Source organism: Fortiea sp. LEGE XX443, from assembly GCF_015206815.1.
Lineage (GTDB): Bacteria > Cyanobacteriota > Cyanobacteriia > Cyanobacteriales > Nostocaceae > Nostoc_B.
Genome location: NZ_JADEXZ010000053.1, coordinates 19,644 through 43,282, shown reverse-complemented (window position 1 = coordinate 43,282; position 23,639 = coordinate 19,644). Strand labels below are relative to the sequence as shown.

Here is a 23,639-nt window from a genome sequence, read left to right as displayed (position 1 = left end):
GAATGAAGAGGCAGGGGAGACAAGGTGCAGGGGGAACGGGGAAAAGGGGATTGTTGCTGTAAGTTCCCCTTGCTCCCTGCTCCCTGCTCCTTATCCCAAAAGCTCCCTGCTCCCTGCTCCCTTCCCCCCTGCTTTTTGATTTACACCAGACAAGCCAAAAAATCTTGTTTGAGTTTGGCTTCATCTAAATTCCGACCGATGAAAACTAATTCGTTTTTCCTAGTTTCGGTAGGTTTCCAAGGTCTATCTGGTCTACCATCAAATATCATATGCACTCCTTGAAACACAAAGCGATTATCTTCTCCAGCAATATTTAAAATTCCTTTCATCCGAAAAATATCAGTGCCTTGAGTCCGTAATAACTCAGACATCCAAGCATGTAATTTTTCTCCATCCAAAGCCTTGTCTGTCACTAATGCGACAGAATAAACACTTTCATCATGTTCATGAGCATCTTCGCCTAAAAAATTCGGATCAATTTCCAAGGCGCGATTCAAGTCAAAAGCTTGCACACCCAACAACGCATCCATTGATAATTCTGAGTTGCGGGTGCGGTGAATTTTTGCGATCGCATTCATTCCCCGAATCCGCTTTTCTAGTTCTTCTAATTCTTCTGGTGTGACCAAATCAGTTTTATTCAGTAAAATCACATCGGCAAAAGCAATCTGTTCTTGAGCTTCATCTGCATCCCAGTGTTGCCAAATATGCTTGGCATCTACCACTGTCACGACTGCATCGAGAGACAGTCTACCTTGCATATCTTCATCAACAAAGAATGTTTGAATTACTGGTGCAGGATCAGCTAAACCAGTAGTTTCAATTACTAAATGGTCAAACTTATCACGTCGCTTCATCAAATTACTGATGATGCGAATCAAGTCACCACGCACTGTACAACAAATACAGCCGTTGTTCATTTCAAAAATTTCTTCATCTGCATCAATAACTAATTGATTATCAATGCCTACTTCCCCAAATTCGTTGACAATCACAGCAACTTTTTTACCATGTTCGTAAGTCAGGATGTGATTGAGTAAGGTTGTTTTACCTGCTCCTAAATAGCCGGTTAAAACAGTAACTGGAACTGCATCTGGAATTACATCAGCCACCATATCATTAAAACCTCTGATATCACTTGAATGATAATCTTACTCATAATAAGCGGTTTTGTATTTTTGTGCTGAATTTGGATATGTCACAAGTTTTTACCAAATTAACAACCATCTTGAGTAAGATTTTTAAAAGAATGTGACGAATAAATTTCCTTGATCATTTGCAGACAATTACTAGCAATAGCATTTTGTGAGTCAAACTTGAGAGCTTGTTGCCAAGAAGCGATCGCTTCTCGAAATTCTCCTTGCAATGCTGACAATTTACCAGCCAAGGCATGGAAGTCTGCATTACTATAATCTAAAGCTAGAGCTTGATTATTGTGCGCTGCTGCTTCGGCATAACGCTTTTGTGACAATAAATATAGTGCTTGTCTGTGATACCAGATGGCTTGGTCATGCAAACGGAACAAATCCGATAAATCTGCTTTACAGCGTCTGCAAGTAGGCGATCGCTGCTCCTCTACTCCCTTTCCTGAACGACACACTGCACCACAAACAGGACATTTCACCATGTCTTACTCTTCCTCATTTGTGGTGGCGTAGTACAGAAAATCTTCCAGTTCTGCTTGTAACTGTGGTATTTCTGGACTATTGTCAGCGATCGCATTTTCAATCTGGTCTAGTAAGTCTTGTAATTCTTCTAATTGTTCTTCATCTACAGTCAAAAGTGCTTGTTGAGCGCGGTCTAAAAGTGCTGCTAATTCTGGCGCGATTTCTACTGCATCGCTGATCTCTTCGCTGGAGATTTCAATTGTTTCATCACTTTCAAACAATGCCTCTAAATCCGCCCTTGCTTGCTTGAGTTCATGGCTCGAAAGTTTTTGTATCCCGGCATTATTTACTACTAGTGTTCCTTGTTGCCCTTTGCCTTTTTCGGTGGTGGTGACAGTGAGAATACCGTTGAGGTCAAAGTCAAAGTGAACTTCGATTTGAATGCCTCCAGCTGGTTTGGCTGGTAAATTTTCCACTCTAAAGGAACCTAGAGGCACATTTTCTTCGGCGATCGTATTTTCGCCTTGAAAAACTTCAATTTCCACTGCTTCTTGCTCGTCGAACAGCGTGGAATAAACATGAGAGCGTGAAACGGGAACAACGCTGTTGCGAGGAATAATGACACTAAAATACCCAGGCATAATCCCCATTGGTGTAGGTACAGCCGCAGCAATGCCCAAAGAATGAGGAATCACATCTACAAGAATGGCATCTACAGATTCACCCACCAGTACCCCAGCTTGTAAAGCCGCTCCTAATGCCACACAAAGGTCTGGTTGAATCCCATCAGTGGGAGGTTGTCCCAAATGCTCTTGAATCATTTGTTGCACTAGAGGAATGCGTGTGGAACCACCAACTAAAATAATCCGATCAATTTCTTCTGGTTGCAAGTTCGCATCTGCGAGGGCGCGGTCAATGGCTTCTAGGGTTTCTTCTAATAGTGGGCGAATCAATTTTTCAAAATCTGTTCGCGCTACTTCTGTCTCTAGATGTAGTGCAGTTTTGCCTTTACTACCTAAAAAGGCTTCTCGGACTGTCGCAAAAGCATGGGAACTCAAGTCAATTTTTAACTGCTCTGCTGCTCGCAAAAGACGCGCCTGGGTGGAAGCATCATCTGGCACATCCACACCATGCTGTTTGCGGAATAAGTCTACGAGATGGAGTTGCAAAAGCCTGTCAAAATCGTCTCCTCCCAAGCGATTGTTACCATGACTAGCGAGTACTTCTGTGACTTCGCCTGTAATTTCCACAACAGACACGTCAAAAGTCCCACCACCTAAGTCATAAACTACAACCTTTTCTGTCTCTTCAGAACGCAAATCATAAGCTAAAGCCGCCGCCGTTGGTTCGTTGATAATTTGCAGTACTTCCAATCCAGCTATTTCGCCAGCAGTTTTAGTGGCTTGTCGTTGAGCATCTGTAAAGTAAGCTGGAACCGTAATCACAGCTTGAGTAATTGTTTCACCCAAAGCATCTTCAGCCCGTTGTTTCAGGGCGCGGAGAATAATCGCAGAAACTTCATGAGGTAAGTATTCTTTATCTCCTAAAGTGGTTTGGTGGTCAGTTCCCATCCACCGCTTAATTGATTTCACAGTGCGTTCTGGTGCTGCTGCATACTGACGGAGTGCTTCACGTCCCACCAGCAGTTTCCCTGTATCGCTAAATCCCACACAGGAAGGTAAAATCAAGTCGCCATCTTTCCCTGGTAATACCCGCACCTGTCCATTTTCGACGATCGCTACTTCGGAATTTGTTGTGCCTAAGTCAATCCCAACTGCTTTCATAAAATTTAATCTGCAAATGTTATTTGCTTTTAGCTATCTTATCCACACACAGGTGCGTAACCTTGGGTAATTACAAAAGACTCTATTTTGGCAGCATGACAGCTTCACTATTAGATATAAGGTTACAAGATATTGACCAAATAATTCGGAATTCTTGGTTGCTGAAGCGATATTATGTCGCCGCAACTTCCAGAGGCTTTAGCTGTCACAAAGGTAAATACAGTACAACTCCCTTCCATTCTGTTTGCTGACTACAGTCGATCAGTTGAAGACTGGACAAACGTTGCTGCACTGATTCAGCTAACTGTTCTCTCTGATTTAAGTATGCTTCCACAGCATCTTGGCAATCCTAAACAACCAACAATCTCTGTATGTAACTTGGTTGATGGGGAATATCAAATCAGTAAGTTTCGAGACAATGACGGTATTATCTCCCAAACTTTTCCCAAATTACAGCTCACCCCCACACAAATTTTTCAAGCTGGTTTGTCGATATTCTAATTTTTGATTTCTCAATCCCCAGTTGTTTGTGTGGCTACAATCACTTGTGCTTCTCTCAAGACTTTATCACCCCATAAATAACCCCGGACTACTTCTTTAATTACAGTATTTTCTGTAACATCTGTTTTTGTCTCACGTCCCACAGCATACATGGTCTGGGAGTCAAATAATTTACCCTCTGCAACGATGGGAATAACGCGTCTTTGGCGGAGTATTTCTAAAAGCGATCGCCCAATTAACTCCACACCTTGTTGATTGCTGGTTAAAATTTCCCTTAAGGATTCTGATTGTGATGATTTTTCAGACACCGCAGATTGAGACTCTTTACCAGCAAACCACTCCCCTAACTTTTCCCAGAAACTTTTTTGGGCAGCAGGTTTTGGGTTTGGAGTAACAGATAATACTTCTAGTTCTTCTTGCCAGTAAGTACAAGCTTGATCTAACGCATCCACAATCCCCAACAATTCTTTTAATAGTTTTTCTTGTTGTTGCTCAAATGTAGCTAATGCCTGTTTTTGGCTTGCTTCCAAGCGTGTTTGCAGCTGTTCTTGATCTGTGCGAGTTACTTCTAAGGCTTGCGCCAAAGTATCTTGAGTAGAACGCAATAATTTGCCTTGTTGCTTAAGTTCATGACGTAAGGCAGTCCATTCTGCCACCATTTGATAGGGATCAAAAACATTAGCAGATTCTGGTGGTTCACCCAAATATTCAGGAAGTGGTTGTTCAGAGTCTAAATAATCTAAAAATTTGGCAAATAAAGCTTCTGTGTTATTACTCATTGGAATAGTCATTTGTTAAAAGGCGGGAGGCACACTTCGGCTTCGCAGCAGTTGAGCGAAGTCGAAACTCAGTAACCAGGAGGATGAAATTTCATACTTCATTAAAATGTGGCACGAATTAAATCATCTAGACTAACTTCTAATTGAGCGATCGCTTTTTCTTGCACCTGTTTTAATATCTCTGGGTTTAGTTCTGCCTCCAGAGGACGCATTTTCAAGAAATCCTCATGTTGAGTTGTTTCTCCTTTGCGAATTGCCTCGTAAGCTTCTCGAATTTCTTTAAACTCTTTGGGGTAAGTATGAGCCGGAAATTCTCGCAGTTTGGCGTGATACGCTGCTTTAATTTGGGCTGGAGTAGCTTCTGGGGAAATTCCTAGTTTTTCGTAGTAGGAAATCATAAAAAAGTATGAAGTATGGAGTATGTAGACGCGCTTTGTGAGGCTTCCCGTACCCCTACGGAGAAGCAAGCGTTCGACTGAGCTCACGCCGAAGTCTACGCGTAGCGTCTCCGTTAGGAGAAGGGTAGTATGAAATTTCATACTTTAGCCTTGATTGTGAATCCTATTTATTTAGAACAATTCTGAAAAACCACCTCTAGTTCTCCCTTTTTTCTTCTTAGATTTAGGTGATACGTCTCTAAAGATAAAGTCAAAATCTAGTTCTTCTTCGTCTTCATCATCTGAAAAATCAGGCATACTGGTGAACATTTTCTTGATTTCTGGCAGCATTTTTTCAAATTCAGCTTGAGGAACTTTATTGCCAAACATTTTTCGCAGCATTTCTTCTAATAAATCATTCATATCTGACATATTCATGTTGTCAAATTTATCTGGATCTGGCATGATGCGCTGAGTTTCTTTAGCAGCAAGAAATGCCTGTTCTTCTCGAAATGCTTGTAATGCTTTGGCATCTTGGAGGCGACGAGCTAATTCAAATCCTTCTTGTTTTAGTTGTTCATATTGCGGTTGATTAATTGGGTAGGTAGTGGCTCTAGCTAATAGCAACAAAGGATTTTGTGGTTCTCGACGTAGTGCTTCTTCTAAGGCAGGAATTAATGTGGTAATCCAGCCAAAACGACGTGCTTGTAATTGAATGTTGGCTAAAGCATTGCCTGGTTGGGGCATGGTGTCGAGGTAGAATTGCACAGGATATTCAAGTTTTTGGGGACTACTTTCTTTAACAGCTAAGACAACTAGATGAGCAACTCTCGCTTCTGGGTGTTCTCCTGAGATATTGAACAACCTTTGCATATATTGACTTATTAAAGCGGCGATGCCTTTTTCCCGTTTAGCGAATAGATGAATAGAAAGCGCGATCGCCTGTAATACTGGAATTTGTTCATCACCAGATACTTTTTCCAGTAAAGTATCCCACTGTTGGGTTGCTGCTTTTTGGTTCAACGAAACTCGTCCGCCTGAATTGGGGGGACTTTGGACTGCATTTACGAATATCTGACAAGCACCTATAGCTGGGTCTTTTTCATCTTCTGTTTGCACTAAACGACTAAAGAAGGGATAACTTAACGTAGATAGAGCATCTACCCAAGGTAGTATTTCCACTTCAGTTTCCACATTAAAGTCGCCAAAGTGCTTACCAAAACGGCGACGGGCTTCATTATGTGCTTGTTTGTCTCCTAGTTCCTGCCAACAAGCCAACAGAGTAGCGTAAACTTCCTCATACCGACATCCACCTTCAATAGCTTGGGTAAGCAGTGCGATCGCTTCATGATAATTTTCCTCTGAGGCAGCAACTAGTCCCTTGCGCCCTAGTAATTCTGGTGATGTGGGACAGATGCGTTCGGCTTGTTGCAAAGCTCCTAAAGCGGCGCGATCGCGATCTAATGCCATGTAAGCATCTGCCATCCAGCAGTGGAGATGGGCTAAGGTTGGTTTTAAGCGTGTATCTGGCCATTCTTGGGGTTTTTGTTTTGCTTCCTGCTCCAGCCACCGCAAAAATTGAGTGACAACACGTGGGCGTTCTTTGTCAGAATCATTAGCATCCAAAACTTGTAACAGATTGACTGCTAACTGGGGATTAAAGCGTTTTTCTATTAGTAAAGGCTGCCAAAATAGTTCTGCACATTCTGTTTGTCCTTGGGTTAGTGCTTGTTGACCTGCAAGGGTTAATAGAGGTATTCGTAGACTACTTAGTTCTGGAAAACGACTTGAACTCCCTTTCATCCGTAGCAAGACATGGGCTGCATCATGATGATTACCATCATTAATTAGCTGTGTAATTGCTAAAACTGATAGCGCATCTTGGATAATTGGATCTTCTCGTTCCAGATTCCGGGGTTGTATGGATGGAATTCCTGTTTTGGCTTGTTGGGCAGTTGCCAATTTTTTTAAAATGGGATTTCCTAAGTATTTTGGTTTGCTGAAGATGCCTGGAGATGACTGCAACCCCAACAAATTAGCAGCCGCACTCCAATTACCATTCATTTGCTGGCTATAAATAATCCAAGCAATTGGTAAATCGCCTGGTGTGATGGGGCGTTTAATTTTCTGAAAAGATGTCAAAGCTGCTTCTGGTTGTTCTTGCTTCAGAGCCAGCACTCCGCGTATCCAGTGAAGTTGGGCAGCACTAAAGCGTTTGGATTGTTTGTCAATTAACTGTTCAACTGTGGCGATATCTCCTTTGAGCAATAGGAGTTTGAGATAACAGATACTGTAATCTTTGATGAGTGTACCTGCTTCAAAAGCATCATGGAGTAATTTCAAAGCTGCATCTAATTGATTTAATTCCAACAGACATTTAGCTTGCCAGTAGTGAGCATCACCCACTAAACCTAATTCCAGAGAGCGTTCAAAGGATTTTTCTGCTTGTTTAAAATCTTGTTTTTGAAATTCCTGTTGTCCCCGCAATAACCAAATTTCTGATTCTTTGGGAGTAAATTCTATCTCAGGATGCGATCGCTGAATTTTTTTGATTTCTTCTAATGCTTGCCGATATTTTTTCTGCTTCAACAATTCTTGGATCTGCACCCCGAAGTTTTCAGTAGCCTCTGTCCCGGTATTAGAGATGTTTTGCTGTGAGTGCTGTTTGGATTGATGTTTAGCCACTGGAGTTGCTTCCTGATTGTTTTCCGATTTTCCCCCCATGATCAAAGGGTGGCTTTAACTACTCTGCTAATTTCAATATTAGTGTGGCAAGGGCATGAATTTTATAAGCTTCTGGAGCAATCTTAATTTTGACTTCACAGGGGTACTAAGTAGAAAGGTGCAAATAAACCGAACTATGTAACGGAAAGTAAAGTAGCTTGAAAACCTCTTCCCTTCTGCCTTCTGCCCTCTGCCTCCTGCCTTGTCATAACGACAATTTTTAACCCCGACCTACTTAGGTGCATCAGAACCCATTGCCCATAACAGCAGCGTCGCCCCTTGGGCGAGGAAAAAAAGCGTCCTTATTTGAAGCCCCTGTCTTGAAAAGTTTTGCGCCGGGAAACCCGGAGTTTCGCTTACTTTTCGCTAACTTTAGTTGTGGGGTTTGCTCCCCCTGCTCCCTTTGCTTTCTTGTTTCACCCCAATACTTGTTAAAACTGCATTAAAAAAATGCGTTTTTGTAATTATTTTTCATGCTTGAGTAACTTTATGCTGATATACTCAGGTGTTAATACACAAATATCTATAAAATTTTAAAAAAAATTTACATATCTAAAAAGAATTGTCTAATTTTTGTATATTGCAATACTTTTCAATCAAGTATTAATACTTAGAGTAGTCTTATGTCTAAAGGTGTGTGGTAAAATTACCAGCTAAAAGAAATGTATAAGATTCTGCGTCATTCATTGTGGTTAACACCAATAGTTCTAGTTCTGGGCTTGAATGCGATCGCAGCCAAAACTGCATCTGCCAATCCGACGGCACAAATTCCAGTACAAGACAATGCGGCTTTTGATACCAAGGTTGAAGGCTCTGAGCCAGAACAGCAGAACGAGTTCCAGCCTCAGGTAACATCTGTCTCCCAACTTTCAGATGTGCAACCTACAGATTGGGCGTTCCAGGCTTTGCAATCATTAGTTGAGCGCTATGGCTGCATTGCAGGCTACCCAAATAGCACTTATCGAGGAAATCGCGCCCTAACTCGCTATGAGTTTGCCGCAGGTTTGAATGCTTGCCTAAATCGAGTCAATGAACTGATTTCTAGCAGTACAGCAGACTTAGTGACGAAGGAAGACTTAGCAACTTTACAGAAACTGCAAACAGATTTTGCTGACACACTAGCAGCAATCCGGGGACGAGTTGATAGTCTAGAAAACCGGACTGCTATCTTAGAACGTCAGCAATTTTCCACCACAACCAAGTTCACCGGAGAAGCAATTTTTAGTCTGGGGGGTGTGTATGGCGATAATAGAGCCATAGACTCTGACCGAATTAGAGCAGGAGAAACTGGTGCGCCTTTGACAAATAATACAATATTTAGCGATCGCGTCCGTCTCAACTTGCTTACTAGCTTCACCGGTAAAGACCTACTGTTAACACGCTTAGAAGCGAACAACACCGCCGTTAATAACGCAGCTTCGGGTACAAGCATGACCCGTCTCTCTTGGGATGGCAGCACAGATAACCAGTTCATACTCGGTAAATTATTTTATCGCTTCCCCGTTGGTGACAAACTTAACGTGATTGTTGACGCAATTGGGGGAGAATTTTACGACAACTTCAACAACTTTAACCCCTTGTTAGCATCAATTCCCTTAGGTGCTATTTCCCGCGCTGGACGTTTTTCTCCTATCTACCGCGCTAGTAATACTGGCTCTGGTGCTGGTTTTGGTTCAGGCGTTAGTGCTAACTACAAACTCAGCGATGCTATTACTTTATCTGGCGGCTATCTTGCCAGAAGAGGTAATGAAGTAACTGAGGGAACAGGACTATTCAATGGTAGTTACGGCGCTCTAGCACAGATAGCGTTCCAGCCGAACAAACAACTTTCCTTGGGTTTAACCTACGCCCACTCATACTTTAGTGGTGCTAATAACGATGTAGCGGTTTCAGGATTATATGGTGGTTCCTTTGCTGACCAACCATTTGGCGCTGGCCCTGGAAATAGCCCTAACAGTCCCCGTGGAATTGCCACTTCTGCCAATCACTACAGTTTCCAAACCAGCTATCGTGTGAACCCGAAATTTGTTTTGTCTGGTTGGGTGGGGTATACTCAGGCGATCGCTGAAACTACATTTGCACCTAACGTCAATCGTGGTGATCAAGCAGATATCTGGAATTGGGCAGTTACTCTCGCTTTTCCTGACTTGGGTAAAAAAGGCAGCTTAGGTGGTATCATATTCGGTCAACCACCCAAAGTAACAAACAATGACTTTGGCACAACTGGTGGTATTGCTCGCCGTGAAGACAGTGATACATCCTACCGGATAGAAGCATTGTATCGCTACCAAGTAAATAACAATATCTCCATCACACCCGGATTGCTGGTGATATTTAACCCCGAACATAACAGTAACAACGATACTATCTACACTGGCATCATTCGGACTACATTCCTGTTCTAGTTTTTTAGATAAGTAGGTCGGTGTTAAAAATTGTCGTTATGACAAGGCAGGAGGCAGAGGGCAGAAGGGAAGAGGTTTTCAAGCTACTTTACTTTCCGTTACATAGTTCGGTTTATTTGCACCTTTCTACTTAAAAGTTAATTTCTCACATATTCAATCCCTCCTCATCTGGAGGGAATTTTTATTAAAGATCAATGTTTTTTATCAAGATAAACTTGTAACAATAATTCCAACCAAAACTCGCAGCAATTCTTCCAATTCTTCAGGAACACGATAAAGTTTCAAATCTTGAGAAATTATCTTTTTGCGGCGGTGCAATATGCCAAATCGCCAGTCTTCCCCTGTTGTCACTGCACCATATAAAATTGGCGTTGCTGATTCTGTCCATTGGTCAAGTGCAATTAATTCAACTGCTAGTTGAGTAAACCCTCGACCTAAATCAGATTGTTTCGCTTCCACTACTAACATACCCACATCACTGTTGATGTAATAGTCAAAGCTACCTTTGAGTTGATCGTTAACATTGATAGGATATTCGATATTTAATTGAGTATGAGTTTCCGCACAAATTTCTAACAGTGTTGGTGCAATTAACACTTCTCGTCTTGCGGTTTCACTAATTGGGTTAACGTAGGTTAAATTTCTTTGCAAATAACCGCTCAAAAATTCTAAACAATTAAGTTTATCTTCATATTTTGGTAAGTCCAGCCGCTTGCGTTCATATTTAAAATCAAATTCTGCAAGAATGTCGGCTGGCGCATAAGGCAATTCAAAATATTTGCTAAAGGTATAGCTTGTACCGGGTTGAAGAATGGGCGGACGAGTCATATTAATTCGTAATTCGTAATGACGCTCGTGGACTCGCTAACGTAATTCGTAATTATTTTTGCCCTCACTTTATTCTCTACGAAACCAAAACATCCTGTAACTTCGCCACCATTTCCGCTCGTGCTGAGACTTCTAGCTTGCGAAACATCCGCTTTAAGGCTTGCTTCACAGAGTTTTGCGTAATCCAGAGTCTTTCGCCAATTTCTGCATTAGTTAAACCTTGCGCTACCAACTCAGCAATTTCTATCTCTCGTGGTGTTAGCCGACTAACTAAAGGTGAAGTTGTAGGTTTTGCCCTTAAAGTTGCAAGTTTGGCTGATAAATGCAAGCATACAGCACTCAAGTCAGCTAAATCGTTGCCATCAAAGGCAGGCTTGCCGCGATCGCGTGCTAGGTGTAATGTACCGATTAACTGACCATCACAAACAATTGGCCCAGTCATAACGTGTTCGTGGTCAGAACGGGAGCAAAAATGTTTCCAGTCTCCAGGAGATAATAGCAATTGCTCGTGGGCGGGCGCATGACGCTCAACGACGTAGCGGCCAACAGGATTCCCTTCTAAACAGACTGCGGGAATAGCAGGAACATCAATCTCGGTTGGTGTTTGATCATCTAGGAGATAGATACCCCAATGCTGTACACAAAAATGGTCGCCAATTTTATCCTTAAGAGTGAGATGTAATTCTTGCTCATTACGGACACTAGCGATCGCCTGAAATACAGCATGAAGAGAATTAGCCATAAGTGTACCCAAAGTGTACCCCATTGGGGACTATGCTCTACTCAACAATTACTTCTATGCTAATACCAGCAACAATAAAACGCTATTATCACTGGATACGCTAGGAGAAGCACATGACAGTTACACAACTCTCTGCTCAGGAACTTTTCCGGGCTGCTTATGAAAACCGTTACACATGGGATAATAATTTCCCCGGTTATACCGCAGATGTTACCTATAAGTATGACGATAAAGTTACTACAGGTAAAGTGATTATCAACGCTGATCTTAAGGCAGAAGTAATCGAAGTAGAAGATGAGGAAGTAAAAAAGGCCATTCACGGTCAAGCTTGGGAAATTGCTATTCACCGCATCCGTCGCAGCTTTGAAGCCACCCACGGCGAAAATACCTTTAGCTATGGTGACACCGACTTAAGCGATGCAGTTGAGATTTTGATGGGTGGTAAGGCCGCTGGCGATAAATACAAAATCCGCAATAATGAAGTATGTCTCGTTCACCGTCAAATTCATGGCGTTGTCGTAACCATCAATACCTTCAGCAGTCATGATACTGGAGAAGGATATTTGTCTCACACCTATGACTCTGTTTACCATGATCCCAAAACTGGCGAACAAAAGGGTGGGAGAAGTGAATTCACCGATGAATATGAAAAGGTAGGTCAGTATTTCATTCTCAATCGTCGGGAAATTCGCACCGAAATCAACGGACAACTGAATATTCAAGAATTTATTTTCTCAAATATTAAGTTGTTGGAACCTGTGGCTTAAGCTGGATTGTGAATTTAAACTAAAAGCGATCGCACTTATGATGTTAGGGCGATCGCTTTTAGTCTTTGGGCAGAGTGATGCAGTGGATGTTGCAGAATTCACCATTTTCGCGCTCTGGTTATGTCTTAGCACTGATGCGTCTGACAAAGAACTATCGTTCACAACACAGGATAAAAATCATGAGATACCCCAAGGAGGGTAGATGCAATCATGCCATTTGTCCCGTGCATTCAATAACTATTAGGCAGTAATGGCTGCTGAAGTCAATTGTCTTGGGATCACTGGATTTTCGATGGGGTGCGATATTGCTTAGATAGGCACGATTTATCAAAATTTAGCTATTTTCTGCTTTAACTTGCAAAAAACAGCTTTACCAATTCAAAGCGCCTTAACCTACCTCAATAAACTCTCAAGAGAGATGTTTATCAATTTATCCCCCAAAGCAGCAAGCTTGTTATTAAGCTATCAGCTATCAGCGGTCAGTTAAACAGTAAAAAGCTGACGGCTGAATGCTGACAGCTTTTTAAGCCATTTGATTTTCAATCGCCCACCGTGCTAGTTCGGTGCGGTTATGGAGATTGGTTTTGCCCAACATATTGGACACATGGCTTTCAACTGTACGCTGGCTGACATTTAATTCTTCAGCAATTTCTCGGTTAGCTAAACCCCTAGCAACAAACTGTACTACTTTCAGTTCAGTTGGGGTTAATTGCACATCGAAGGGAACCTGAATCCGGGAACCGTTTTCTCCTCCTTTGGCTTGGTGTTCCTTCCAACGGATAGTTTGTTTCAGCGAAGATTCTACTTGTGCAACGAGTTCTTCTGGTTCAAAGGGCTTGACCATATAGACATCAGCACCTTTATTTAAACCTTTCACCCGGTCTGCACTTTGTCCCTTGGCTGATAGGAAGAGAACGGGAATCCAACCAGTTCGTTCGTTTTGCCGGACTTGTTCTACAAAAGTGTAACCGTCCATTTCCGGCATCATCACGTCACAGATGATCATATCTGGAACATCATGCTCTAGAATTTCCAGAGCTTCGCGTCCATTTTCAGCAGTGACAACTTCATATCCTCTAAATTCCAAGTAATCCTTCACCAGCAAGATGAGGTTAGGGTCGTCATCAATCAGTAAAAGGCGTTTGTGATCTTTCATGCTGGGCTCTTTCATAGCAGTGGCACTTGTCGCGCTTCGGTCCATCAAGGTCTTGAATGGTTATCCTTAATATGGTGGATTATTGAGATTTTGTCTTTTTTCCCACTTAACTTGCCTTTGGTTCCTCGAAGTCTCAAAAGTGGTTGTCACTTTGTTTAAGACCACTAGCTCATTGGCAGAAGTCCGGTAAGGATACGTAGAGCAGTAGTATTTATAATGCGCTATTATATATCGCTTTGAAAGTGGGGGGTGAAAAAACACTGATTAAATAATAATCATCTCCATTCACAAGTAAGTGTTGGCTCCAGATGACCCTAGCTTTATAACAACCCACACTTTCATCAGCTTACTGCTTTACTATATCCTGTGGACGTGAAGCCTTATCAGATGTTAACAAGCAAGTAAGGGATTTTCCGGCAAAGGATGGGTTAAAAATGCAAATTCTTCCACCACCATTCTGCCTATCAAGTATGTTTGGATGATCCGCTTTAGGACTTGCAAATTTGCTTGGCGATACCAGACACCATCATCCGTGCAGACAACCATTATCTGTCTAGAACAACAAACTGGCAAGCAATTGTCTTGGATTGTCAAGATACAGAAGAGAAAACTTTAGTGGCGGTAGATCAAGACTTAGTTCTTGAAGTCGCTAATTTTAAGTATTCCCAGGATTCTCTACTAGCTTGTTGTAAACCGCAGTTAGCAATTATGTGGTCAGCATACATAAAAATATGTCGCTGATTTTGGGCAATTCCTCAAATTTTTACACAATTACTTAAGGTTTTCTTCTCGTCCAGATATTTCACGGTTTTCGGGATGTGATGGTTTTTTGATCTTGGTATTGTTACTCTCTAGCAGATCCCTGATTACTGTTCTATAACAATTTCCAAGCTTTGCAAATAAAGTTGACCATATAGAAATATTCGTAACTTCCGCAAGACAATCGGAAAATTAAACATAATTAGGTACTTATACTTAAGTGAACTTCCGCTTACTGAAGTGTGAAGTCTGAAATGTCTTTTAGCCTTCTGCCTCCTGCCCCCGGTCGCCGCTGCGCGAACGCTCGGCGACCACAGGAGAAGCCGAGGTACTGCCTCCTGCTTTCTTTTAAGAGTTCGGGAACCCGTACATAGGACATTGTTGCCATTGTAGGCTGCTCTTCGGTAAATTAGCACTCAGGAGTTGAGAGTGCTAACTCTGGAGAAATTTGTATGGCAGCAGTATCTTTAAGCGTATCTACAGTTAAACCTTTGGGCGATCGCGTTTTCGTAAAAGTGAGCGCTTCGGAAGAAAAGACCGCTGGTGGTCTATATTTACCCGACACCGCCAAAGAAAAGCCCCAGGTAGGGGAAGTAGTTGCTCTTGGCCCTGGCAAGCGCAACGATGACGGTAGCCGTCAGGAATTAGAAGTAAAAGTTGGTGACAAAGTGCTGTACTCCAAGTACGCCGGCACTGACGTTAAACTCGGCACCGACGAATATGTACTGCTTTCTGAAAAAGACATTCTAGCAGTAGTTGCGTAATAGTCATTCGTCATTAGACAAATGGCGGGTAGAACAAAGGACAAAGGACAAAGGACAACTATGGCAAAGCGTATTATCTATAACGAAAATGCACGTCGCGCCTTAGAACGAGGCATGGACATCTTAGCTGAGGCTGTAGCTGTTACCCTCGGCCCCAAAGGACGTAACGTAGTATTAGAGAAGAAATTTGGCGCACCGCAAATCGTGAATGATGGTGTGACTATCGCTAAAGAAATTGAATTAGAAGACCACGTTGAAAACACTGGCGTTTCTTTGATTCGTCAAGCTGCTTCTAAAACAAACGATGCTGCGGGTGATGGAACCACAACCGCTACCGTATTGGCTCATGCGATCGTTAAAGAAGGCTTGCGGAACGTTGCAGCTGGTGCTAACGCCATCCTGCTGAAGCGCGGTATTGATAAAGCTACAAACTTCTTGGTCGAGAAAATTGCTGAACACGCTCGTCCTGTAGAAGATTCTAAAGCGATCGCTCAAGTTGGTTCAATTTCTGCCGGTAACGATGATGAAGTCGGTCAGATGATTGCCCAAGCGATGGACAAGGTGGGTAAAGAAGGTGTAATTTCCTTGGAAGAAGGGAAATCCATGACCACCGAATTGGAAATCACCGAAGGGATGCGCTTTGACAAAGGCTACATCTCTCCCTACTTCGCCACCGACCCTGAGCGGATGGAAGCAGTATTTGATGATCCTTACTTACTGCTAACCGATAAGAAAATTGCTTTGGTACAAGACTTAGTACCCGTTCTTGAGCAAGTAGCACGTCAAGGCAAACCCTTGGTGATTATTGCTGAAGATATTGAAAAAGAAGCTTTAGCAACCTTGGTTGTTAACCGTTTGCGTGGTGTGCTGAACGTAGCTGCTGTGAAAGCGCCTGGATTTGGCGATCGCCGCAAAGCTATGCTAGAAGATATCGCCATCCTCACAGGTGGTCAACTCGTCACTGAAGATGCTGGCTTGAAGTTGGAAAACACCAAGCTCGATGGTTTGGGTAAAGCTCGCCGCATCACCATCACCAAAGACAACACCACAATTGTTGCTGAAGGTAACGAAGCTGGCGTTAAAGCTCGCATCGAACAAATTCGTCGTCAAATGGACGAAACCGAATCTTCCTACGACAAAGAAAAACTGCAAGAGCGTCTGGCTAAATTGGCTGGCGGTGTAGCTGTAGTCAAAGTTGGCGCAGCCACCGAAACCGAAATGAAAGACAAAAAACTCCGCCTTGAAGATGCTATCAACGCTACCAAAGCAGCGGTAGAAGAAGGTATCGTTCCTGGTGGTGGTACAACTCTGGCTCACCTCGCTCCTCAACTAGAAGAGTGGGCTAAGGTCAATCTCAAAGATGAAGAATTGACTGGTGCTTTGATTGTCTCTCGTGCATTACCTGCACCTCTGAAGAGAATTGCTGAAAACGCAGGTCAAAATGGCGCTGTCATTGCTGAACGCGTTAAAGAGAAAGAATTCAATGTTGGTTTCAACGCTGCTACCAACGAATTCGTTGATATGTTGGCAGCTGGTATCGTTGATCCTGCGAAAGTAACTCGTTCTGCACTGCAAAACGCTGCATCCATCGCGGGTATGGTGTTGACAACCGAATGTATCGTAGTTGACAAACCAGAACCTAAAGATGGCGCTCCTGCTGCTGGCGCTGGTATGGGCGGCGGCGACTTCGATTACTAATACTCTGTAGTCACTTAAATAAAAAAACAGCTGCTTCCCTTGTGGAGGTGGCTGTTTTTTTATGTCGATATTCGAGTATTTTAAACAAGACAATAACGAATTAATAACGTTAATAGGATTGCTATTTAATAATATACTGATCGAGCTTCAACTTTAAGTTTACTAAGTATGGAAGATTACCACGCATACGAAAGTATTAAAAGTTGGTTACTCAAGCAAGCTACTCAACTTTAAAGAGGTGAAAAATGCAAGAAAATTGGCAGGTTTTGCTAAAACAACAGATTGAAAATCAGTATGTAAAAAATTCATGGGAATGGGTTGATGTAAATTTTTCTACATCAGGCTTGTTAAGTTTGACTATTGTGAGCGATCGCTTTACTAATTTATCTATTCCTCACCGCAAAGAACAAATTTATAACTTACTTAAATTACAAGTCCCTCATTTATCTCCTGGTTTTATCTCCTGTTCTTGACAGTAATCATAAAGCTATTTTATCGAAAATAACTGATATTTGGAAATCATTGCTCAACAAAATCAAGGCAGGAACAAATGAAAATTATGAAGCAGATGAAGATGAGTCAGACTTGGAAAATCATCAAAATTCAATAGAAGAACCTTTAGTAATTCCTTACTTTACACCAATTGCTGTAGCTGATAGTTATCCTGTAACAGCCTTTCTTGATTACTATAATAAAATTGCCAACTTAATTGATGAAGAAACTGATGAAATCGAACGCAAAAACATTTTAACTAATTCAGAGAAACGCTGGACAATCATTGAAAGCTTACAATTTCCTGAAGTAAATGCGGCTGATCAGAGACAAGATTTGAGTTTACTATTTCAACGTACTACTGATTTTGAAAGGTTCTTAGACGATACAACCTGTTTAATTAGAGGACGAAAAGGAACAGGTAAAACTGCCTTATATTGGCTTTTTTTAAAACACAAAAGTGTTGCTCAAAAACTCGCTCATGGACGGTTAGATAATACTATATTTTTGTCAGCACATGGTAGATTTCAGGAAAGTCGTCCCTCTCGTCTTGAATTTCAAACCATTCATCAGTATTTACAGCAAAATAATGGAACATGGGAAGCTTTCTGGAGAGCTTATTTAATCTTGAGATGTCATCAAGAAAGTTTATTGAATTTTCCTAGAGGTAAGAAAGGTATAAAATTTAGTGAAATAAAAAAAATTATTAGTAATTTAACTATAGAAAGATGGCAATCCGAATCTACTCAAGCTTTGTTAAACTTATCCACTAACTCTGAACTATGGCTCATAGTCAAAGATGCCATGTATGTTCTTAATGAAGAAGCCAAAAATAATTCTCAAAAACTATGGTTTCTTTACGATGATCTAGATGAAGATTTTCCTGAAGTAGGAGGAGTAAGACAACAGGCACTCACTGGATTATTTCAATTAGTTCAATCTTGTGATGCTGACCGATTAACAGCTATTAGGTTTAAAGTTTTCTTGAGAGAAGATATATGGAATCGTTTAAGCTTTGATAATAAAAGTCATTTTACTGGACGGGATATTATATTACAGTGGAATAGAATTGATTTTCTCCGATTAGCACTTCGTCAAGCAACACAATCTGAATCTTTTAAAAATTTAGTTGACAGAGTTGCTCCTATTCCTATTGAAAGTATTGATCAAGCTAGTGAGGAAGCGATCGATAAAGCATTAGAATTACTTTGGGGAAGTCGTCGTCGAGGCGGAAATAGAGCTAAGAATGTATCTCGATGGGTTTATGAAAGATTAACTGATTCGAGTGGCACTACTTTTCCTCGGAGTTTAAGTATATTACTAAAAGGAGCAAAAGAACAAGAACTAACATATAAAGGAAAATCATCAACTAAACTCCGTACAGACCGCTTACTCCAAGGAAATTCTCTAGAGTTTGGCTTGAAAAAAGCATCAGAAAAACGCTGTCAAGAAATTAAAGAGGAATATCCTGATTTAGTTAAATTTTTTGATTCTCTCAAAAATGTATCAGCTTTTTTGGAGAAAGAGCCATTACAAACAATATGGCAAGAGTCAGCACATGATATAGCAGAATTTGAAGAGTTTGCTTCTTTTTTAAGCGAGATTGGTATTATTGAATGGCGTGAAAAAGAGGAACGCTATAAGGTTGCTGATATCTATGCCTATGGTTTTGGAATGGATCGTAGAGGTGGATTATAAAAATATTTTTAATTTTATATTCTTGAGTACGGATAAAAAAATAATCGGTGCAGGATTGCTACACCGATCGCACTACTTGTGCATGATTTAATTGTGATTGAACCTGACATCTCCCTCACGCTAATGCTGAAGCTTGGGGTTTGGCAAAAATCATGCGTCCGGCTGAGGTTTGTAAGGCACTCGTGACTACTACACGTAATTCACCCCCTACATAACTTCTGCCTTCTTCAACCACAACCATTGTGCCGTCATCGAGGTAGCCAATACCTTGACTGGGTTCTTTCCCTTCTTTGAGAATTTTGAGGTCGAGATTGTCACCAGGTAAATAGGTGGGACGGACGGCGTTGACTAAATCGTTGACGTTTAACACAGGTACTTTCTGCACGCTGGCTACTTTCGACAAATTGTAGTCGTTGGTTAGCAATATAGCGTTGATTTCTTGGGCAAAGCGGACTAATTTCGCATCTACTGTCGAAACATCTTCGTAGTCAATGGGGTTAATTAAGATGCGGTCTGGGTAAGCTTCTTTAATGCGGTTGAGAATTTCTAAACCGCGTCTTCCTCGCACCCGCTTTTGGTCTTTACTAGCATCAGCTACTTGCTGCAATTCCTGCAAAACAAATTGTGGCACGATAATTGGCCCTTCTAAAAACCCTGTTTCTAGGAGTGTTTCAATGCGACCATCAATAATGCAGCTGGTATCTAAAACTTTGGTATTAGCAGGTTTTAATGTGCCTTCTGCTACCATTGTTTCCACAGTGTTTGGATTAATTAATCGCAACAATCCTCGCCCGTGGGTGTCTGCCAAATTCATGCCAGTAACTGCTAAAATGATGCTACCAACAACTGCTACCAAGGGTTTAATAAAACTAAAATCTGGTGGTATGGGTAGCAAAAATAGCGGAGCCAGCATTAAGTTTGCCAGTAGTAATCCAATGACTAATCCAATGGCACGAGTTAAGATGACTTCCAGTGGCATTTCGCGGACTTGTGTCTCTAGGCGGCGATAGGTTGTCTGGAAACTCAACCCAATTGCACCGCCAATAATAGCGGCAAAGACAGCAACTGTGAGGCGTAAAGCTTCTAGGTTAGTCACTCGATCTAGAGTGCCATCAGGTAGCAGATCGGTGCTGTAGAACCCTATGCCTGCTGCTGCCAGGATGAATGAGAGAATAATAATGGCATCAAGCATGGTTGTTTGGTTTTCCTGCAATTGTTTTACCCGATAAAGTCAAATATCTTTGATTTCATCGCTAAGAGACAATAATGAGTATTGACTTAGACTAAGGTTTGAAGCAGGGAATATCTGCAAATATTATAACTAAAGAGCTTTATTTTAATATTTTTCATTGTTTTGTTGTAAAACGATAAAAAACCGTAAACAAACTACTTATTTTGGCAATTTGTAATTCTTTGTTAAGTTAAATAATGATTCCTCAAAATGAATTCAAAACTTGATATTCCCAGCATTGCCAGTTCTGCTTATGTACATATTCCTTTTTGCAGGCGGCGGTGCTTTTATTGTGACTTCCCTGTGTCGGTGGTAGGCGATCGCTTGCGGGGTGAAACATCACGTACAATCTCCCAATATGTGGAAGTGCTATGCCAAGAAATTGCTATCACACCTGCTTTTGGTCAATCTCTGAAGACAATTTTTTTTGGTGGTGGAACGCCTTCGCTGCTATCAACTGAGCAGTTAGCAAAGATATTAGAATCTTTAGAGCAACGTTTTGGGATTGTGCCGGAAGTAGAAATTTCGATGGAAGTAGATCCGGGTACATTCGATTTGGCGCATATAAAAGGCTATCGTAGCTTGGGTGTGAATCGCTTGAGCCTGGGTGTACAAGCCTTTCAGTCAGAATTGTTAAAATTAGCTGGGCGATCGCATTCAGTTAAAGATATCTTTGCAGCTGTCGAACTAATTCACCAAGTCGAGATTCCCGAATTTAGTATAGATTTGATTTCTGGATTGCCACATCAGTCTTTAGATCAATGGTCGGATTCTTTAGAAAAAGCAGTAGCCACCACCCCGACGCACATATCTATATATGATTTGACGATTGAGCCAGGAACCGCCTTTGGTCGCTACTACAAACCAGGTGATAATCCTCTACCCACAGATGAAACTACAGTCAAAATGTACCAGATGGGTCAGCAAGTATTGACTGATGCAAATTATGAACATTATGAAATTTCTAATTACGCTCGACCTGGGCATCAGTGTCAGCATAATCGGGTTTATTGGGAAAACCGCCCTTATTATGGCTTTGGTATGGGTGCAGCTAGTTATACAGCAGGAAGGCGTTACACTCGTCCACGAAAAACGCAGGAATATTACCAATGGGTACAAGCTGGCTGCGTGATTGATTGTGAAGTAACTCCACCAGCAGAAGTATTGTTAGAAACGTTAATGTTGGGGTTGCGTTTGGCAGAGGGTGTAAGTGTTTCCAAGCTAACGGAAGAGTTTGGAGAAGCAAAGATGGCAGAAATTTATCAATGTTTGCAACCGTACTTTGAAAAAAGTTGGGTAAAGGTTGTAGAGGAAAGGTTGCAATTGAGCGACCCTGAAGGATTTTTATTTTCTAATGTAGTTTTGGCTGATTTATTTAATCAATTAGGCTAATCGTAGCCATCCGATTTGATTTGGAAACACTGGGAATCTCTTGGTTGAGGAATGATCGTTGATTTCTGAGTGCAATAAACGGGAGGAAAGTAGATTTGCTCTGCCATGTTCCTTATCGCCTCATCTCCCAAATCCAATTTTCTCAATACAATCAGGCTACGACGATACCCAGAAGGTCTTAAAATATTGTTAATTTCTGCCAAAATCCTCGACCTTAAATTTACAAGTATCACCCCAAAATTACTATGGCTATTGGCTACGTCGCGCTTGTACTTCACGCACACCTGCCCTTCGTTCGTCACCCAGAAAGTGACTATGTGCTAGAGGAAGAATGGCTTTATGAAGCCATCACCGAAACATACATTCCTTTACTAAAAGTCTTTGAAGGCTTAAAGCGAGACGGCATCGACTTTAAAATCACGATGAGTATGACACCGCCTTTGGTGTCCATGCTGCGCGACCCTTTATTGCAAGAACGCTATGATGCTCACCTAGCCAAATTAGAGGAACTTACAGAACTAGAAGTCGAGCATAATGCCCACAACGGGCATGTTCGTTATCTGGCGGAACACTACGCTACTGAGTTTAACGAAGCGCGTGAGATGTGGGAGCGCTATAACGGTGATTTGGTGACTGCTTTTAAGCAGTTCCAAGATTCTAATAATTTAGAAATTATTACTTGTGGTGCTACCCACGGCTATTTGCCACTGATGAAAATGTATCCACAAGCTGTGTGGGCGCAAATTCAAGTAGCCTGCGAACACTATGAACAAACCTTCGGTCGTCCGCCTAAAGGCATTTGGTTGCCGGAATGCGCCTACTATGAAGGTCTTGAGCGGATGCTGGCAGATGCAGGGTTGCGTTACTTCCTAACTGATGGGCATGGTATTCTCTACGCCCGTCCTCGTCCCCGCTTTGGCAGCTATGCCCCGATTTTTACAGAAACAGGTGTTGCAGCTTTTGGTAGAGACCATGAATCTTCACAGCAAGTATGGTCTTCTGAGGTAGGCTACCCTGGTGCAGCAGAATATCGAGAATTTTACAAAGATTTGGGCTGGGAAGCAGAATATGACTACATCAAACCCTACATCATGCCCAATGGTCAGCGAAAAAACACGGGGATTAAGTATCACAAAATTACCGGACGTGGTTTAGGACTTGCAGATAAGGCACTGTATGATCCTTACTGGGCGCGGGAAAAGGCAGCAGAACACGCGGCTAACTTTATGTATAACCGCGAACGGCAAGCTGAACATCTTTACGGAATTATGCAGCGCCCGCCGATTATTGTTTCGCCTTACGATGCAGAGTTATTCGGACATTGGTGGTATGAAGGCCCTTGGTTTATTGATTACTTGTTCCGTAAGTCGTGGTATGACCAAGGTACTTATGCAATGACTCACTTAGCCGATTATTTAAGGGCAGAACCGACGCAACAAGTTTGCCGTCCTTCCCAATCGAGTTGGGGTTTCAAAGGGTTCCACGAATATTGGTTGAACGAGACAAATGCTTGGATTTATCCGCATCTGCACAAAGCAGCAGAACGTATGATTGAAATCTCTAAGCTGGAACCAGCCGATGAGTTGGAATGGCGGGCGCTTAACCAAGCGGCACGGGAAGTTTTACTAGCGCAGTCTTCTGACTGGGCATTTATTATGCGGACAGGAACAATGGTTCCTTATGCTGTGCGTCGGACGCGATCGCACCTCATGCGGTTTAATAAACTCTATGAAGATGTCAAAATTGGTAAAGTTGACAGCGGTTGGCTGGAAAAAGTCGAATTAATGGATAATATATTCCCGGAAATTAACTATCGGGTCTACCGTCCTCTGTAAGATTTGTAGAGACGTTGCAATGTAACGTCTCTACTCAAAATATAGCAATAGTTTTCTCAGTAATTTGAACTATAGTAGTTTCAAATTTAAGACTACCAGAAAT

19 protein-coding genes and 1 pseudogene are annotated in these 23,639 nt (G+C 41.9%); 10 read left to right on the top strand and 10 right to left on the bottom strand.

Annotated features, from left to right (window positions below):
- Nucleotides 1-140: 140 nt before the first annotated feature.
- From IQ259_RS18695 to IQ259_RS18685, 3 genes are all read right to left on the bottom strand, one after another.
- Nucleotides 141-1,112, bottom strand: a complete 972-nt coding sequence (locus IQ259_RS18695; RefSeq protein WP_193887473.1) for a GTP-binding protein — start codon at nucleotides 1,110-1,112, stop codon at nucleotides 141-143.
- Between the two features lie 101 nt (nucleotides 1,113-1,213).
- Nucleotides 1,214-1,624, bottom strand: coding sequence for a hypothetical protein (locus IQ259_RS18690; protein ID WP_228014630.1), 411 nt, complete (start codon nucleotides 1,622-1,624; stop codon nucleotides 1,214-1,216).
- A 3-nt stretch (nucleotides 1,625-1,627) separates the two neighbouring features.
- A complete protein-coding gene (locus tag IQ259_RS18685) occupies nucleotides 1,628-3,388 on the bottom strand; it encodes an Hsp70 family protein (RefSeq protein WP_193887471.1) in 1,761 nt (586 codons plus the stop codon).
- 339 nt (nucleotides 3,389-3,727) lie between these two features.
- Here IQ259_RS18685 and IQ259_RS18680 point away from each other — a divergent pair.
- Nucleotides 3,728-3,889 (top strand): annotated as a pseudogene (locus IQ259_RS18680) (Uma2 family endonuclease); the annotation flags it as partial.
- 11 nt (nucleotides 3,890-3,900) lie between these two features.
- Here IQ259_RS18680 and grpE read toward each other — a convergent pair.
- The 3 genes from grpE to IQ259_RS18665 form a co-directional block, all read right to left on the bottom strand.
- Nucleotides 3,901-4,668 (bottom strand): nucleotide exchange factor GrpE, encoded by a 768-nt coding sequence (gene grpE, locus IQ259_RS18675; RefSeq protein ID WP_193887469.1) that lies wholly within the window; start codon nucleotides 4,666-4,668, stop codon nucleotides 3,901-3,903.
- A 101-nt stretch (nucleotides 4,669-4,769) separates the two neighbouring features.
- Complete coding sequence (locus tag IQ259_RS18670) at nucleotides 4,770-5,066, bottom strand: J domain-containing protein (RefSeq protein ID WP_193887467.1); 297 nt, start codon at nucleotides 5,064-5,066, stop codon at nucleotides 4,770-4,772.
- 171 nt (nucleotides 5,067-5,237) lie between these two features.
- A complete protein-coding gene (locus IQ259_RS18665) occupies nucleotides 5,238-7,769 on the bottom strand; it encodes a tetratricopeptide repeat protein (RefSeq protein ID WP_228014629.1) in 2,532 nt (843 codons plus the stop codon).
- 662 nt (nucleotides 7,770-8,431) lie between these two features.
- On the opposite strand from IQ259_RS18665, the gene IQ259_RS18660 reads away from it, so the two are divergent.
- Nucleotides 8,432-10,174 (top strand): iron uptake porin, encoded by a 1,743-nt coding sequence (locus tag IQ259_RS18660; protein WP_193887465.1) that lies wholly within the window; start codon nucleotides 8,432-8,434, stop codon nucleotides 10,172-10,174.
- 204 nt (nucleotides 10,175-10,378) lie between these two features.
- Here IQ259_RS18660 and IQ259_RS18655 read toward each other — a convergent pair whose 3' ends face one another.
- The gene (locus IQ259_RS18655; RefSeq protein ID WP_193887463.1) at nucleotides 10,379-11,002 is read right to left on the bottom strand and encodes a hypothetical protein; all 624 of its coding nucleotides are present in this window, start codon (nucleotides 11,000-11,002) and stop codon (nucleotides 10,379-10,381) included.
- 76 nt (nucleotides 11,003-11,078) lie between these two features.
- Nucleotides 11,079-11,744 (bottom strand): LuxR C-terminal-related transcriptional regulator, encoded by a 666-nt coding sequence (locus IQ259_RS18650; RefSeq protein WP_193887461.1) that lies wholly within the window; start codon nucleotides 11,742-11,744, stop codon nucleotides 11,079-11,081.
- Between the two features lie 113 nt (nucleotides 11,745-11,857).
- On the opposite strand from IQ259_RS18650, the gene IQ259_RS18645 reads away from it, so the two are divergent.
- The gene (locus IQ259_RS18645; protein ID WP_193887459.1) at nucleotides 11,858-12,511 is read left to right on the top strand and encodes a DUF3386 domain-containing protein; all 654 of its coding nucleotides are present in this window, start codon (nucleotides 11,858-11,860) and stop codon (nucleotides 12,509-12,511) included.
- A gap of 523 nt (nucleotides 12,512-13,034) precedes the next feature.
- Here the strand turns inward: IQ259_RS18645 and IQ259_RS18640 are convergent.
- Nucleotides 13,035-13,712, bottom strand: a complete 678-nt coding sequence (locus IQ259_RS18640) for a response regulator transcription factor (protein WP_193887480.1) — start codon at nucleotides 13,710-13,712, stop codon at nucleotides 13,035-13,037.
- A 462-nt stretch (nucleotides 13,713-14,174) separates the two neighbouring features.
- Here IQ259_RS18640 and IQ259_RS18635 point away from each other — a divergent pair, with 462 nt between their 5' ends.
- From IQ259_RS18635 to IQ259_RS18620, 5 genes are all read left to right on the top strand, one after another.
- Nucleotides 14,175-14,408, top strand: a complete 234-nt coding sequence (locus tag IQ259_RS18635; RefSeq protein ID WP_193887457.1) for a hypothetical protein — start codon at nucleotides 14,175-14,177, stop codon at nucleotides 14,406-14,408.
- A gap of 470 nt (nucleotides 14,409-14,878) precedes the next feature.
- Nucleotides 14,879-15,190 (top strand): co-chaperone GroES, encoded by a 312-nt coding sequence (gene groES, locus IQ259_RS18630; RefSeq protein WP_193887455.1) that lies wholly within the window; start codon nucleotides 14,879-14,881, stop codon nucleotides 15,188-15,190.
- Nucleotides 15,191-15,250: 60 nt separating this feature from the next.
- Complete coding sequence (gene groL / locus IQ259_RS18625) at nucleotides 15,251-16,888, top strand: chaperonin GroEL (RefSeq protein WP_193887453.1); 1,638 nt, start codon at nucleotides 15,251-15,253, stop codon at nucleotides 16,886-16,888.
- A gap of 245 nt (nucleotides 16,889-17,133) precedes the next feature.
- A complete protein-coding gene (locus IQ259_RS27245) occupies nucleotides 17,134-17,361 on the top strand; it encodes a hypothetical protein (protein WP_228014628.1) in 228 nt (75 codons plus the stop codon).
- Nucleotides 17,362-17,410: 49 nt separating this feature from the next.
- Nucleotides 17,411-19,078, top strand: coding sequence for a P-loop ATPase, Sll1717 family (locus IQ259_RS18620; RefSeq protein ID WP_228014627.1), 1,668 nt, complete (start codon nucleotides 17,411-17,413; stop codon nucleotides 19,076-19,078).
- Between the two features lie 115 nt (nucleotides 19,079-19,193).
- Here the strand turns inward: IQ259_RS18620 and IQ259_RS18615 are convergent, their stop codons facing one another.
- Entirely contained in the window at nucleotides 19,194-20,270 is a 1,077-nt protein-coding gene (locus tag IQ259_RS18615) for a PIN/TRAM domain-containing protein (protein WP_193887478.1), read from the bottom strand.
- 249 nt (nucleotides 20,271-20,519) lie between these two features.
- Here IQ259_RS18615 and hemW point away from each other — a divergent pair, with 249 nt between their 5' ends.
- Entirely contained in the window at nucleotides 20,520-21,701 is a 1,182-nt protein-coding gene (gene hemW / locus IQ259_RS18610; RefSeq protein WP_193887451.1) for a radical SAM family heme chaperone HemW, read from the top strand.
- Nucleotides 21,702-21,946: 245 nt separating this feature from the next.
- Entirely contained in the window at nucleotides 21,947-23,536 is a 1,590-nt protein-coding gene (locus tag IQ259_RS18605) for a glycoside hydrolase family 57 protein (protein ID WP_193887449.1), read from the top strand.
- The last annotated feature ends 103 nt before the right edge of the window (nucleotides 23,537-23,639 follow it).